Source organism: Cupriavidus sp. OTU4054, assembly GCF_038440175.1.
Lineage (GTDB): Bacteria > Pseudomonadota > Gammaproteobacteria > Burkholderiales > Burkholderiaceae > Cupriavidus > Cupriavidus pauculus_D.
In genome coordinates this window covers 69,155-83,180 of record NZ_JASATF010000014.1, presented here as the reverse complement: position 1 = coordinate 83,180, position 14,026 = coordinate 69,155, and the positions used below count along the sequence as shown (strand labels likewise).

The following is a 14,026-nucleotide window of genomic DNA, read 5'->3' as shown; positions in this document are numbered from 1 at the left end:
TGCTATTAGGTCTAAACACAGTCGTATGCCTACCCGCTAGTTTAAGGTAGAGACCATGTCCGGCGATTCAGGGGGCTGATCCACGGGGGATGAATCCATAACGCTTGGCAAGATCTAGAAGGCCGGGATGCCAGCGGTGATGTCCCTCTGCATAAGCATCACGCGAATCGACGATGGTCTTGGCGTTGTCGTACAAAATCTCCCGCGGAACGCCACCTAGAGTCTCGAACAGTGCGCGGTGACAGGTCATAAGCGTCTCTGCCCGCTCGTTCGTGGTGAACCTGGCCCAGCGCCAGCGGCTCAATCCCAGAGTCGCGGTGAATGCGTAAAGTGGGTCGGCACCACGGCGGAAGACGACAAAGTCGCATTGCATCTGCTGGCCCGGCGCCGTCTCGAACCGCACGATCGGATCAGACGCTTGTATAGGCTTATGCGCGTGCATAAAGGCCTGCAGGCTGCGTCATTGCCCTTGATACCCTCGGGCCCTTAACTCGCGCAGCAGCGCGGGTGCTGCGATCCACTCCGGAGCGGCAGCTTGCATGCGCTCCCGAATGTAGTCGTGAAACGGGTCAAGCTTGGTGGGCCGAGCGTCGCGTTGCTTGTAGCGTGGGACGTCATCTGCGGCCAAGTAGCGAGTTACGGTATTGCGAGAGACGCCCAGCCGTCGCGCGATCTCGCGCAGCGACAGCCCTTGGGCCTTGAGCACATGGATCTGCATCCACTGTTCCTTCAAAAGCATCGTCGGCCTTCGCGCGGAAAAGGCAGACTGTACGGAAAAGTGGTTCAGATTTACCTTGCGCGAGGTGGCTCAGTTTTACTCTGCGCGCAACAGCTGCAGCTCGCGAATCTGCTTGAGCGCGTCCGCCAGCTCCGAGGCAGGCACAACCTCCTCGCCCGCCGACACCGCCGAAAGGTTGAAATACGCGCTCGAACGAGCGTTTCCGGTGCTTGTGAGCTGGCCAGTGCGTGCAATGCTGCCGCTGACATTCGGTCCTAGAACAACTACACACCATACGCACCTCGCCTGAGATGCTCGAAACCCTCCTAAAACAAGCGTTATCCAGTGTTCTGGCGCTAGCGGCAACATGCGTTTCGTAACACGCTAGGTCCGCTAACCACTGTCATACAGCCAAACTCGCGTGTTACGGGTATCAAGCGCGTGGGTCCCATCGAGCGATGTCAGTGCTTCTATGCTCAGATGTGTAGGATAGGGGTGTCCAAGTACAAGGTGTGTATCAAAATGATCTTACTGATTGCGGGTATGCATGGCGTAGGCAAGAGCTATCTGGCCGGCCCAGCCGCAGAGGCTCTCGGCATACGCCACGAAACAGCCAGCGCGCTCATAGCATCTGTTCGAGGGAGTCGATCCTGGAGCGACGAAAAGCGCGTCCGAGAAGTAGATGACAATCAGGCAGCCCTAGTCCGTGCCGTTGAGCTTGTCCGTAACTCCGGAGTTGACTTGCTGCTCGATGGACATTTCGTTCTGCGCGGCCAAGCCGGTCAATGTCTGGCCGTAGAATCGACAGTCTTTCGTCAGCTCCAACTTTCCGGTGTCATTTTGCTGGAGGCAGCCGCTGAAAAAATCCAATCGCGGCTCGTGGCGCGCGGCGATCGCTCGTGGACAGTCGAGGAAATCCGACAATTCTCGCAGAAGGAAGCTGAGCAGGCCGTCACGATCACTGCAGAGCTGGCCATTCACTTGGTGCGACTGCACGAGCCCACGTCCGGCGAATTCACTGAAGCTCTGAGGGATCTCCTGCGGCGTTGATCTTTAACGATCGTTGCTAGACTCCCTCCGAAGCGGCTATATCAATCTCACAACGAAAAAAGTAGTCTACGAGGTGCTGTTCATTAGTCGGAAGTATAAATTTATAACAGGGTGAGGGGGCCGGTGAAAAATCTAAAGATCAAGAAATTTGCGGAGATCGATCTCTCCGATGAATTCTTCGATTCGCTAAAAGCGGATTATAAAGATTTTCAGAAATGGTTTGAAGGGAAGGCGGGTGACGGTGCTTCCGCATACGTCTTTTATAAAAACAAAGACAGGGCGGACGGATTTTTATACTTGAAAATCGAAGACGGACCTGTTGACGATATAGCCCCTCCGCTTCCCGCCGGCAAGCACCTAAAGGTCGGAACGTTAAAGATTAACGCGCATGGCACAAAATTGGGGGAGAGATTTGTCAAAAAAATATTCGACCATGCTTTGAATGAAGGCGCGGATGATATTTATGTGACAGTCTTTGCAAAGCATGAGGGTCTCGTTTCGCTGCTTCAGCGCTACGGATTCAAGCAGCACGCTACCAAGACAACTCCGGATGGGATTGAGTTGGTTCTTGTGAGAAATCTCGAGGAAATTTCTGGGGATGTTTTGCAAGATTTTCCGTACATTGCTCTCGATGAGAAAAAATACTTCCTGTTAGCTATTTACCCCGAGTATCACACGCGATTTCTGCCGGATTCGATATTAAATAACGAGTCTCACGACATTGTGCGTGATGTGTCGCACACCAACAGCATTCATAAAGTCTACATATCCGGGATAGCAAGAACAAATAAACTCACTACCGGAGATGTTCTGCTAATTTATCGCACATCGGATAAAAAAGGGCCCGCATATTACCGCTCAGTCGCGACGTCGATTGGTATTGTGGAGGAAGTCCGGCCAATCAAATCTTTCGCCTCTGAGCGCGAATTCTTGGAGTACGCGAGGCCATATAGTATTTTTTCCGATAAAGAACTAAAAGAATATTTTGCGAACAAGCCGAAACACTATATAATACGCTTCACGTATAATGCAGCTTTGACGAGGCGGGTGACGCGCGGTCGGCTAATCGAGCAAGTGGGATTGCCGTCGGCGCGAGGAGTTCGGTGGGATTTTATTTCGCTGACGCAGGATCAAATTCGTCTTATCGCAAATATTGGTGAGGTAAATGAAAATATTATTGTCGATTAAGCCGGTTTATGCAGATAAAATTCTTAGCGGCGAAAAGCGTTTTGAATTTAGAAAGGCATCGTTTTCTGTTGAGAATTTGGAGAGCGTAGTTATTTACGCAACAAAGCCTGTAGGTAAGATCGTTGGTGAGTTTGAGGTTGCGGCGGTTCATCGTGACAGACCCGCGAGAATGTGGGAAAAGACGAAAAGATTTGCGGGTGTGGATAAGGTATTTTTTGATGATTATTATCAAGGGCGAGACTTGGCCGTGGCCATTGAGGTCGGCGAAGTCCATCGATACTCCAAGCCGCGGGAACTGACCTCATTGGGTGATAATATTACCCCGCCGCAGTCTTTTCGCTATTTGCAAGGGACTTCGCAGTTGTCTAAACAGGAAGTGTTGGAGCTTGTATAACGGCGACGATCGACTGAGGGTAGGGGCACACATGCCAAGATATCTCGCAAGGTCTTCTGCAACTATGCCGCTGGTGCTTGATCAGGGTCTATTCGTCAGCGATCCAGATCAATATCGCCTGTTGCTTGCCTCCGCACGAAAGCAGTTGGGCGATCTTTCGGACTATTATCCCGAATTTGATAAATGGTACAATCAGAAAGTATTGCCGGGCATTCAGTCGGGTGAACGATCTATTATTCTCACGTACAGTTCTCAAGCGCTTTCTGGTTTAGCTATCGTAAAACGGACTGACACGGAGAAGAAGTTGTGCTGCCTGCGTGTCGTACCTGGATTTCAGGGGAGCGGCTCTGGGCTAAAATTGTTTGAAAAAGCTTTCGACATCCTTGAGACGACGTCGCCGCTTTTGTCCGTTGCTGAGGAACGTCTTTCAGTATTCGAAAAGCTGTTTGACTACTATGGTTTTGAGTTGGCTCGTCACTATCGAGACATCTATCGACCACAAAAAAGTGAGTTCAGTTTTAACGGGCTTTTGGATAGTCATGGACGACCGCTAACGTCGATTTCCGGGCCGTCCTACGCGCAATGTCCGAGCACCCTAGCTATCTCGTAATGCCTTGTAGGCCGCTTTGATTTTTCGGAACAGCCAAGGAATTGTCTCTCGATGGATCAATACAATCGCTGAGGCAATGATCAAGATGCTGATGACTCCGATCAGCTTCGCTACATCGTCAGCGGAGGGGTTGAGTACTCTTTCAATGATATTTTTATTCTTATTGGGTTCAATGGCCGACCAAAGCCCATTGCCTGCGATGCCGAAGGCCAAGCCGAGAATAAGAAAGCGGAGAATGTTGAATGGACTGGAGTGCGTCTTGGTGAATCGACCCAAGACGTTGAGATCCTTCACTCCGTGGGGTTTTTTCGGCTCCCCTCCGAGTTGTCCGCTGGGCTTATATACGGCGGACCATTGATAACCGAGGTAATTTCGAACCGAGTTTTTAGGCGAAATCCCAAGTTTGGAATCCTGCCGAATATACTCATTCCACACATCCTCGTCATCTAATGAGCGACAACCATTAAAGCTTTTGCTCTGAAAAATGCAGTCCTCGCCTCGCTCAGTGGTAAGAAAGCAGTGAATTTTCGCGAATCGGGGAAACGTAACTGCTTCGTCACCGCTCAATAATTCATCAGGCATTCCTCGGCGAACATTAATTCGAAAATCAATGATCCGAGTGACGGTGCTAGAGCTGAGCAAATTCCGATCACGCTGTTTGAAGACCGATGCGTACATTTTTTCGGGGACGTTGCGAATTCGGAATCGAATGTAGACTCGGTGGTAATCTTTGTTGCTTCGTGTCGGTCTGGGTAGCCTGATTTCGAGTTGAGACACCTCGCGGCCATCGCTAATATAGATATCCTTAATCTCAAAGAATTGCGAATGTAACCGCAGAAGGGTGAAATGCCCGAATTCTTGTTCTGCACTATTATCCTCTCTGCGAAAACTAATTTCGGCGTAATTGCCATCAGCGAAGCCGTCGTAATGGACGATCTCATTGAATATGGCCGCGATCGCCCTTTCGCCGTTCAGGCGCGCCCCCAGGTCACTAATTTGGCTGATGTTTAATTTCCAGGGGACGTCGATCAGTACGGCATCAGTTTCATTCCAGCTACTTACCATGACGCCGACATCGAGAAAGCGCTCGTTGCCAATCTCCCAGAGATTGACGTGAAGTTCGTCGCCTAGTTCATCTCCAGCATTTGTGCTGTCGCTCTCGGCTGCTTCGATATTTGGGCGGGCCGCATCGGCGATCTTGGAACTGAAATCCGTAGCATTCGGCGTGCTGTTGCGCCGATATCGCACTAAAATGCCCGAAAAGGGATAGTTCATGATCGCCTTCGATTATTGTTATAACTTCGCGAATTGGACTGCGTCACGGCGCGAGTAGAGAACAATCGCAGATGCGCCACGGGCCCGGCAATTTTAGCAAATTGAGCGCATGTTTCGCCCCCGCCGCAGGTATGGGGTAGGCAGCGAAGTTTGATCTGATTCGATCCTGAGAGCCTTCATGAAAGACGGGGTTGGGTCGATTGCTCCGATATGTTCTCAGCGGCCAGGGTGACTGCGGCACTCGCAAGGAGGGCAACTGAGCTATTGGGGGACTTGAGGGGCCTTACGATGCCGGTGCCTCCCCCAAACTATTGCATGCGACTTAGGAAAACGCCGAGCTGCCGACGCGCCGGTGCGGAGATGGAACGCCTCGATCGACCAGATCACGTCAGAGGGATCGTTCGCTTCGTGCTGCTGGCGCTCATCGGAGTGTTGAATCAGTGCTAGTTGGTAGTACGAAGGCGGTACATCTATAAGCTCACACCACATTGACTTCGATACGCTAAGTTACTGATTCTAAAGTGCTTTAGAGTTGTGTTCCTCACGCCTACTTTTGCCTTAAAATCAGTAATTTATTGATTTAATTGAAAATTTGTAATCATCAGGTGGCGGGTTCGAGTCCTGCAGCCGGCACCAAGGTTTTGAAGCGGCCTCCCAACTGGGAGGCCGTTTTGTTTGGTACTGCCGAACGAGCGTGGCCAGGGACGCTTTCAAGAAATGCCGATAGCGGCTACCGACACTCAGCAATATGTTCGTCGCTTGAAGCAACCACGTGAAGGTTGCAGTCATGGGGTCGAACAGCATGAAGCCGCTATCCTCCGCGAACGTGGAGTCCGAACTCAGTTATGCGTACCTGCACGCCGTAGCTTCCGCTGCCGGCGTCTCCTGTCAGATCGCCGGCCGCCACGAGGATGCCGCTGGTGTTGATGCAAAGTTGGCCGCGTGGGGGCCATTTCCATCCGGAGGGAAACGGCGCGAGGTCGACCTCAAAGTCCAACTCAAGGCGACGATGCAGGTGCCGCCGGAAGTTGGTGATGCGTTCTCGTATTGCCTTTCTGGCATCCCGCGCTATGACGACTTGCGTTCCGAGGCGGTCTCTACCCCGCGGATACTGGTCGTCTTGTTTCTGCCCCCTATGGCATCCGAATGGATCACCCATACAGACTGCGCGCTCTCGTTGCACAAGTGTGCGTACTGGGTGAGCCTTCGTGGCGCTAAAGCTTCTACCAACAAGACTGCACAAACGGTCTATCTCCCTAAGAAGCAGAGGTTCGATGGTGCAGGACTGCTGGCCTTGCTGAGCAGGCTTTCTCGCAACGATATTCCACAGTATGAGGAGGCAGGCGCGTGAGTAACGATAAAGCGATTGCACCAACGGACCTGCGCGATTACCTGCGAGCGCAAGGTTGGTCTTTGCTGGACGAAGCGTTGGCGGACCGTCTGTATATGCTGGAAAATGCAGCGTTCCCGAGGCGCCAGCTGACATACCCGATGGACGTCACTGCGCCCGATTATCAGGAGTCTGTCGAGATTGTTATCGACAAGCTTGCTGAGCTCATGGGACAGACACCCTTCTCGGTGGTGTCGAGAGTTCGATCGCTTAGGGATGACGTCGTACGGCTCCGTGTCTTCTTCGATGGCAACGACAGCACGTTGCCATTGAGCTTTGCGTCCACGCTTGTAGGGAACACCGAAAAGCTACTGAGAGCGGCAGCCTGCACGGTCCTACGCCCACGGACTCATCATGCACGACTCACGCTTTGCGAGGCGGGGCAGTTTGTCGGGGCGGCCCGCTTCGGTCAAACCGAAGAAGGAAGTTTCGTTTTGAACGTCGCCTGTCCCATCGACGCAATGGAGGTGCAAGGGAGCCTGCACTTTGAGGCAAGCGAAACGCCTTTCGTGAGGCAGGTCACCATGGCGCTGCATCATGGGCTTTCTCAACTGACTGCGGCGATAGAGTCGGACAAACTGGATCGTTTGATCGACGATCTCAAAACGTCAACTACCCCCATGGTCTCTTCCAACCTCTGTGAGGCTTTGCAGGGCATGCATGATGACCAGGTGGATAACTCGCTGGATGTTGGTTTCGATTGGTCAGCGATGCGGAAGGTGACCGACGGTGAAAAGAAGCGCCCGATACGGGTCCAGCGCGACTACTTCTGGCGAATCGAAGAGGTTCGTCGCGAGCTACGTGCCGTGGAGCTACATGAAGAAGACACCTTCATTGGCACGGTCGAGCGACTGGAAGGGGGAATGGAGCAGGACGGGCGGAGGTCGGGCGATGTTGTCCTCTCGCTGCTATTGCCAGATGGAGGAGACACGGTACGCGCGAGAGTCGGCCTTTCGGCGGATGAATACGAGCACGCTAATCGAGCCCATATGAGTAATGGCGCTTACATTCGCGTGGTGGGAAGACTCAGGCCCGGGCGCCAGCCTCGGCAACTGACTGGAGTAAAGAAGTTTGAGTTGCTGTGGTGATTCCGTGCGGATCTCTTTGGTCTGCCCCTATTTAGAGATTCGATCTACGCTTGCTTCACCGCAGCATGGTCAAGTATCAACGCGAAGCGCTCGAGCGTAAACGCAACCTCGGCGAACCGTATGGCAATGACATAGAAGAGTCCTGCCGCCGCTGCGGCGGTACACCACATCACGTATGGGGTGCCGCCCTTGTTGAAGTTGGCCAAGGCAAATGCCGTTGTTCCAATCAAAGGGATCGCGCCGACTTTGTCGAAGGCTCCGATGATGAATGCGAGCCTCCCGCGCAATTGAGATGCGACTTCCGACACGTATCGTTTGCCAAACGTTAGCTGGTCGTGGGTGTAGGTAGCTCGAATCTGCAGAATAGTGTTATGCCACCGAGCTAGGTTTCTTCCAACGGCCGCCACCGTGTCTGCTTCCAGCGATTTCCATTCTCGGATTGCTCGAATCCAAGACGGTGCCCCCAGGCCCACTGTTGAAACTATGCCGCATAGGAGGACGGTGAGTGCCCATGGGGCAAGCTTGGGATAGAAGCCAATTGATGTGAGCACCGTCGCCAGCCATCCTGCTACTAGCGTGAGGGAGCTGACGCGGTAGAGCAACCCTGTGCTCTTTCCCGATTCAAGCGCGTCGGACTGCGACTCGATAACGACCTGATGGAGATCTGCGAGCAGGCGATCGATTGGCGGCGAGGCCGGCTCGGTTAAGGCATGGTGAGGGAGGCTTGTGGCGAGCGGCTCGTGCGAGTTCAGCATGGATGGCCTCCTACTACGCCGATTTGAAGCCGTGCCGGTCGCGATGCAGCTTCATGTATTCGCGGTTCTCAGCGCTGATGCGTCGTAGCTTGGTGTACCTATCCAATGCGAGGCGCTCTCGATCTTTCTGCGTGAGGGATGGGCTGATAAGCAGTTCTCCGTTGTCGTTGAAGGAGATGAGACCGCGATCAAATAATCGGTCCACATGGGGCGCCAGCAAGAGCCCATTGTCGGGATCGATCCGCTGATCGTTGTCGCTTAGCGTCCAGGCGTGAATATGTGAGGCAATAAGAAGGTCGGGATTGGATAGGCCGGTGAGAGAGCACTGGCTATTCCACATACGGAGCAGGTCGGCTCGGAACAGGCCTTGGCCTACGCGGGCTTTGACGATGGCTTCCCGGGTTGTCTCTGTGAGTTTTCTCTTGCTCGGCTTTTGATCGACCAGCTTGCTTTCGAACTCCTCAATCAGGTGGGCTCGCTCCAGCAGATACGCAGCGGCATCTGGCAGTAAGCGTGCCATATATATCTGGTTGATTCTCCCTTCGCGGTTGAATAGGTTGGGCACGCTCCGCTGTTGGTAAAGGGAAATGAAATCGCTGGCGATGTCGTCGCGGTGTATCGGCGTTTCTAATTCACGGAGCTTTACATCGACGCGGTTGCCGGTGTTTCCCCACTCGGAGAAGAGGCGCGTGGCCGGGCGTTCCGCTGAGTACGCGTCCCGCGTTGCGATGGCGATGTCAGTGATCTTCTTCTCGTGATAGCAAAAGATGACGTCGCCGGCTTTGACCTTGGCGACGTTTTCCCAATGCTCTCGTCGCATGCTCGCACCGGTTTCAGACTGAGACGCCTCTGGCGCCCACAGGAAGTTACCACTCTGGACTTCCTTGATCGTCTTCCCGACATTCACCCAATAGAACGCCATCGCCCCAGCGCGCGCTAACTGTTCATCCATACCCGTTGTCTTTTTGGCTCGTTTTTATTATTCGCCCGCTTGTTTCCACCAAGCAAAGCCGAACTCGGAAAACTCCGAGCATAAGCCTAAGACATTTCCCACCCCTTGTGACGCCCCTCTGTCACATTGATGTAGCCCATCAATCACGCCCCTGTCACAACCCCTCCCTAAACTCCACCCCGCCTCACATGTCCCTCCCATAAAACATTCCAACGCGATTGACCTGATCAATCGCCTGACACCATGTTTGCCCGTCCTTCTCTCAAAACATTGCTCGCCTCGTTGCTGGTGACCGCTGCGCTGGCCGCTTGCGGTGGCGATGATGCGCCGTCTACCCCGGCGAATCCGAATCAGCCGACGAATCCGCCGACGACTGGTCAGCCGAATCCGGCGCCTTCCAAGAGCTGCGCGCCGGACTGATCGGCGTCCTGGGTACCGGCGAATGCCATAAAAAGCGTACCCACCGCTGCGCTCCGCGTCGTCTCCCCCGCAATCTCTCGCACAAGATCGAGCAATGAATTCACGTCGTAACTTCCTGAAGGCGGCCGCTGGTACTGGCTTGTCCGCCGCCGCGCTGGCCGCGTTTCCGCCGAGCATTCGCAAGGCGCTGGCCATTCCCGCCAACAACGCCACGGGCACCATCAAGGATGTGGAGCACGTCGTTATCCTGATGCAGGAGAACCGCTCCTTCGATCAGTACTTCGGCACGCTGCCAGGCGTCCGCGGGTTTGGGGATCGGATGACCATTCCGATGGTCAATGGCCGCAAGGTCTGGCAGCAGGCGCGCGCCAACGGTACGCTGGTCACGCCTTATCACCTCGACAGCACGGCCAATAACGCGCAGCGCGTTTCCGGTACGCCGCACTCGTGGGCCGATTCGCAGAATGCGTGGGACTCGGGGCGCATGAGCAACTGGGCGCAGTACAAGACGGACACCTCCATGGGGTACTTCAAGGAGAAGGAAGTCCCGTTCCACTTCGCGCTGGCCAACGCCTTTACGCTGTGCGACTCGTACCACTGCTCGATGCATACCGGTACCGATGCCAATCGTTCGTTCCATCTGACCGGCACCAACGGTCCGACCGCGCAGAACGTGGCCTACGTGGTCAATGAGTGGGACTATATCGATGGCCTGCCCGCTTCGGCCAACGTCGGTTACACGTGGAAGACCTACGCGGAGCGTCTGGAAGAGGCCGGCGTGAACTGGATCTGCTATCAGAACATGCCGGACGAGTGGGGCGACAACATGCTCGGCGCGTTCCGTCAGTTCCGTCAGGCCAACCTCGCGTCGGGCTTCCCCGTGTCGAGCGGCGGTTCGCCGAATGCGCCTTACGCCAACACCGGGCAGGCGCTGCCGTACAAGGCGTACGACGCCGCCACGGACAATCCGGGCAATCCGCTGTACAAGGGCGTGGCCAATACGCTGCCGGGCACCACGCCCGACACGTACCTCGATGCCTTCAAGCGCGATATCGCCGCGGGCAAGCTGCCGCAGGTGAGCTGGGTCAGCGCGCCGTCCATCTATTGCGAGCACCCGGGGCCGTCCAGCCCCGTGCAGGGCGGCTGGTTTATTCAGGAAATTCTCGATGCGCTGACCGCGAACCCCGAGGTCTGGAGCAAGACCGTTCTGCTCGTCAACTACGACGAGAACGATGGCTACTTCGATCACGTGCCGTCGCCGTCGCCGCCTTCGCGCAACCCGGACAACACGCTCGCCGGCAAGACGACGCTGTCCGATGACGACATGAAGTACGAGTACTACACCTTCAACCCGCCCGCTGGCAGCACAAACCAGCCGGCGCGCGATGGCAAGGTGTTCGGCCCGGGACCGCGTGTGCCGATGTTCGTGATCTCGCCCTGGAGCCGCGGCGGCTGGGTGAACTCGCAGGTGTTCGATCACACCTCGGTGCTGCGTTTCCTCGAGGCGCGCTTTGGGGTGCAGGAGCCGAATATCTCGCCGTTCCGTCGCGCCGTCTGCGGCGATCTGACCAGCGCGTTCAACTTCGCGACCCCGAATGCCGAGGCACTGGCTTCGCTCGGCGGGCGTAGTACGCGCACGACCGCGGATGCACTGCGCGCTGCGCAGGCAGCGCTGCCCGCCGTGCCGGTGCCGGTCGATATGAAGCTGCCGCTGCAGGAAAGCGGTACACGTCCGTCACGCGCGCTCCCTTACGAGCTCCATACGACGGCGCATGCCAATGCGTCGGGCACGGTCGAGCTCGTGTTTGCGAACTCGGGCAAGCAGGGCGCCGTGTTCCATGTCTACGACCGTCTGAACCTCGGCCGGCTGCCGCGTCGCTATACCGTCGAGGCGGGCAAGACGTTGAGCGATACGTGGAATGCGCGGATCGATAACCTCGGCATGTACGACCTGTGGGTGCTGGGTCCCAATGGCTATCACCGTCATTTCAAGGGCGATCTGAATCGCATCTCGGCGTCTGCCGTTGCACCGGAGATTCGGGTTTGCTACGACACGAATGGCGATGTGTATGTCGATCTGAAGAACGGTGGCAAGGCCGCTGGCAACTTCACGATTACGCCGCTGGCTTATCGGAAGGATGCGCCCGTGCAGGTGGCCGTGGCTGCCGGCGCAGTGGTCACGCGCCAGTGGTCGTTGGCCGATAGCGGGCACTGGTACGACTTTGCTGTGACCTGCGATAGCGATTCGGCGTTTTATCGTCGGTTTGCTGGCCGGGTGGAGAATGGTCAGCACTCGGTGAGTGATCCGGCGATGGGGACTGTGCTGGGTTGATCGGGGGCGGGGGGAACAACAGCCGAGCGAGCCTATCGTTCCAACGCCCGGCACAACGCCGTCAAGTCCGACACGATGAGGTGCGGCGCCGGCGTGGTCCGGTCCCACTTCACCGGGACCGGCGCCTCGCCCACCTCGCCGCGCACGACCCATGCGGCATGCATGCCCGCGCTCATCGCCCCCACCACATCGAGATCCGCATCGTCACCGACATGCAGGATGCGTTCGGGCGCCACGCCCACGGCCTCCGCCGCCGCATGGAAGATCGCGGCTTCGGGTTTGCCGCTGCCGAACGTCTGCGCGCTGAATGCGGCCTTGAAATACTCGTGGCCGCCCGTGACCTGCAGGTTGGCGTTGCCGTTCGATACGGCCACCAGCGGGTACCGCGCGCTCAGCCATTGCAGCGCGGGCAGCGCGTCCTCGTAGAACGCCACGCGCTGCCGCGCCGCGAAGAAGACGTCGTAGGCGGCTTCGGCCAGTGCGACATCTTCTTCGGCGTGTTCGAGTGCCCAGCGGATCGACCCCAGCCGCAATGCGCGCATGTCATGGCTCAGGTCCGGACGTTCTTCCTGAAACCGGATGCGCAGTTCGCGCAACGACTGCGGCGTGGTCAGCGTGCGCGATGTGCCCGGCGCGTTCGCGATCAGCCAGTCGTGCAGCGCCTGTTCGGCACCGAGCACCGCGGGCAGAAAGGGCCACAGCGTGTCGTCGAGGTCGAGGGAAATGGCGGCGATGTGTTTCAGAGGCATGGGGCAGTCGGCGCGCGTGATGTGGCGCCGTGGCAGGAAGCGGAAAAGCATCGATAGTGTAAACGTTTAAGCGTTAGCCGATGGAAAGCCCGCGCAGGCTCCCTAGAGTGGGAAGTTTTGCGAGGACGGCCGGCGTGCCGTGTGGGTGTCATGTTCGGCAAGCTTCCGCTGTTGTTGCTTATTGCGTCGGCGTCGTTCGTCGCCACTTCCGTGTTCAGCAGGGACTACTGGAAGTACCTGTTGCGCGCGATGGCGAGTTATCGGGCGTCCTGCGCATGGGCGCGTTTTGTTCTCTCCGATGGGCGCATGCGCGAGATGGCGCGGCACGATCGGTCGCTGATGTTTCGGTTGCAGCGGCCTTATCTGCGAACCGCGTTGCCCACGGCCCAGAAGCTCTGTTATCTGCTCGATCACTATCGCTGGATGCGTGACGCCTTGTCGCCGGCAGTGACGAGTGCCCTGTTGCACGACGGGCGTGTCGTGCTTGCGCGGCTCTCCGCGACCTATCGCATCGAGCTGATGACGGCCGGACGCAATGGCAAGGAAGGCGAACTGGCGATGGCGCTGATGATCGACGATGCGCCGCTGATGCTCGCGGCGTTTGCGGTGCATCGCTTTGGCGACGGTCTCGCGCTCGATATCGGTTGCATGCAGGGGCTCCGCAATGACGATGCGCTCGCGTTGCAGCGCCAGGCCACGCGCGATCTGCATGGACTGCGACCGAAGCAGGCGCTGCTCGTCGCCCTCTATGCGCTTGCCGCGCACTCAGGCATTCGCCAGCTGCTAGGCGTTCCCAACGACGCGCATATCTATCAGGACAACGCGCGCACACGCGGTCGCGTGCGCGCGGACTTCGACGATTTCTGGGAGGAGATGGGCGCGACCCGAGTGGGCGCCGATTACCGGTTACCGGCGAGCCTTCCGCGCAAGCCGATCGAGGCCGTGCCGTCGCACAAGCGCGCGCAGTATCGGCGCCGTTACGCGCTCGAGCAGGCGCTCGAAATATCGCTTCAGGAAGTGCTCGTTACGTCTGGTTACATTGATCGGACGCACGTTGTTGCATTCTCGCCTCATTGCGCCGCGGCTTAAGTTCGGCAGCGCACAT

General features: G+C 56.6%; 12 protein-coding genes and 1 pseudogene. 8 read left to right on the top strand and 5 right to left on the bottom strand.

From position 1 onward, the window contains the following. Positions 1-70: 70 nt before the first annotated feature. A pseudogene (istA, locus tag AAHB16_RS17625) lies at positions 71-739 on the bottom strand (IS21 family transposase); the annotation flags it as partial. 474 nt (positions 740-1,213) lie between these two features. Between istA and AAHB16_RS17620 the strand changes: the two are divergent. From AAHB16_RS17620 to AAHB16_RS17605, 4 genes are all read left to right on the top strand, one after another. After that, positions 1,214-1,768, top strand: coding sequence for an ATP-binding protein (locus AAHB16_RS17620; protein ID WP_342051592.1), 555 nt, complete (start codon positions 1,214-1,216; stop codon positions 1,766-1,768). Positions 1,769-1,891: 123 nt separating this feature from the next. Beyond that, complete coding sequence (locus tag AAHB16_RS17615) at positions 1,892-2,956, top strand: N-acetyltransferase (RefSeq protein ID WP_342051591.1); 1,065 nt, start codon at positions 1,892-1,894, stop codon at positions 2,954-2,956. After that, complete coding sequence (locus AAHB16_RS17610) at positions 2,934-3,350, top strand: ASCH domain-containing protein (RefSeq protein ID WP_342051590.1); 417 nt, start codon at positions 2,934-2,936, stop codon at positions 3,348-3,350. Before AAHB16_RS17615 ends, AAHB16_RS17610 begins: the two co-directional genes overlap by 23 nt. 31 nt (positions 3,351-3,381) lie before the next feature. Continuing rightward, positions 3,382-3,960: a GNAT family N-acetyltransferase gene (locus tag AAHB16_RS17605; protein ID WP_342051589.1), complete on the top strand. Its 579-nt coding sequence runs from the start codon at positions 3,382-3,384 to the stop codon at positions 3,958-3,960. On the opposite strand, the gene AAHB16_RS17600 is transcribed toward AAHB16_RS17605, so the two are convergent. Further along, positions 3,946-5,235 (bottom strand): hypothetical protein, encoded by a 1,290-nt coding sequence (locus AAHB16_RS17600; RefSeq protein ID WP_342051588.1) that lies wholly within the window; start codon positions 5,233-5,235, stop codon positions 3,946-3,948. The two genes, AAHB16_RS17605 and AAHB16_RS17600, sit on opposite strands and share 15 nt — an antisense overlap. Positions 5,236-6,007: 772 nt before the next feature. Here AAHB16_RS17600 and AAHB16_RS17595 point away from each other — a divergent pair. Together AAHB16_RS17595 and AAHB16_RS17590 are read left to right on the top strand one after the other, a co-directional pair. Then, positions 6,008-6,586, top strand: coding sequence for a DUF4365 domain-containing protein (locus AAHB16_RS17595; RefSeq protein WP_342051587.1), 579 nt, complete (start codon positions 6,008-6,010; stop codon positions 6,584-6,586). Further along, a complete protein-coding gene (locus tag AAHB16_RS17590; protein WP_342051586.1) occupies positions 6,583-7,713 on the top strand; it encodes a hypothetical protein in 1,131 nt (376 codons plus the stop codon). Before AAHB16_RS17595 ends, AAHB16_RS17590 begins: the two co-directional genes overlap by 4 nt. A 44-nt stretch (positions 7,714-7,757) precedes the next feature. Here the strand turns inward: AAHB16_RS17590 and AAHB16_RS17585 are convergent, their stop codons facing one another. Further along, the gene (locus AAHB16_RS17585; protein WP_342051585.1) at positions 7,758-8,468 is read right to left on the bottom strand and encodes a hypothetical protein; all 711 of its coding nucleotides are present in this window, start codon (positions 8,466-8,468) and stop codon (positions 7,758-7,760) included. 13 nt (positions 8,469-8,481) lie between these two features. After that, positions 8,482-9,420: an HNH endonuclease gene (locus tag AAHB16_RS17580; RefSeq protein WP_342051584.1), complete on the bottom strand. Its 939-nt coding sequence runs from the start codon at positions 9,418-9,420 to the stop codon at positions 8,482-8,484. Between the two features lie 514 nt (positions 9,421-9,934). Here AAHB16_RS17580 and AAHB16_RS17575 point away from each other — a divergent pair. Further along, positions 9,935-12,172, top strand: a complete 2,238-nt coding sequence (locus AAHB16_RS17575) for a phosphocholine-specific phospholipase C (protein ID WP_342051583.1) — start codon at positions 9,935-9,937, stop codon at positions 12,170-12,172. A gap of 32 nt (positions 12,173-12,204) precedes the next feature. Here the strand turns inward: AAHB16_RS17575 and AAHB16_RS17570 are convergent, their stop codons facing one another. Beyond that, complete coding sequence (locus tag AAHB16_RS17570) at positions 12,205-12,921, bottom strand: HAD family hydrolase (RefSeq protein WP_150373578.1); 717 nt, start codon at positions 12,919-12,921, stop codon at positions 12,205-12,207. Positions 12,922-13,071: 150 nt separating this feature from the next. Here AAHB16_RS17570 and AAHB16_RS17565 point away from each other — a divergent pair, with 150 nt between their 5' ends. Then, positions 13,072-14,010, top strand: a complete 939-nt coding sequence (locus AAHB16_RS17565; RefSeq protein ID WP_342051582.1) for a VirK/YbjX family protein — start codon at positions 13,072-13,074, stop codon at positions 14,008-14,010. Positions 14,011-14,026: the final 16 nt, after the last annotated feature.

What these genes read in the sequence shown, in the direction of transcription:
- AAHB16_RS17610 (WP_342051590.1), top strand. Translation starts at nt 2,934, where the DNA reads ATGAAAATATTATTGTCGATTAAGCCGGTTTATGCAGATAAAATTCTT.
- AAHB16_RS17605 (WP_342051589.1), top strand. Translation starts at nt 3,382, where the DNA reads ATGCCAAGATATCTCGCAAGGTCTTCTGCAACTATGCCGCTGGTGCTT.
- AAHB16_RS17600 (WP_342051588.1), bottom strand. Translation starts at nt 5,235, where the DNA reads ATGAACTATCCCTTTTCGGGCATTTTAGTGCGATATCGGCGCAACAGC.
- AAHB16_RS17585 (WP_342051585.1), bottom strand. Translation starts at nt 8,468, where the DNA reads ATGCTGAACTCGCACGAGCCGCTCGCCACAAGCCTCCCTCACCATGCC.
- AAHB16_RS17580 (WP_342051584.1), bottom strand. Translation starts at nt 9,420, where the DNA reads ATGGATGAACAGTTAGCGCGCGCTGGGGCGATGGCGTTCTATTGGGTG.
- AAHB16_RS17575 (WP_342051583.1), top strand. Translation starts at nt 9,935, where the DNA reads ATGAATTCACGTCGTAACTTCCTGAAGGCGGCCGCTGGTACTGGCTTG.
- AAHB16_RS17570 (WP_150373578.1), bottom strand. Translation starts at nt 12,921, where the DNA reads ATGCCTCTGAAACACATCGCCGCCATTTCCCTCGACCTCGACGACACG.
- AAHB16_RS17565 (WP_342051582.1), top strand. Translation starts at nt 13,072, where the DNA reads ATGTTCGGCAAGCTTCCGCTGTTGTTGCTTATTGCGTCGGCGTCGTTC.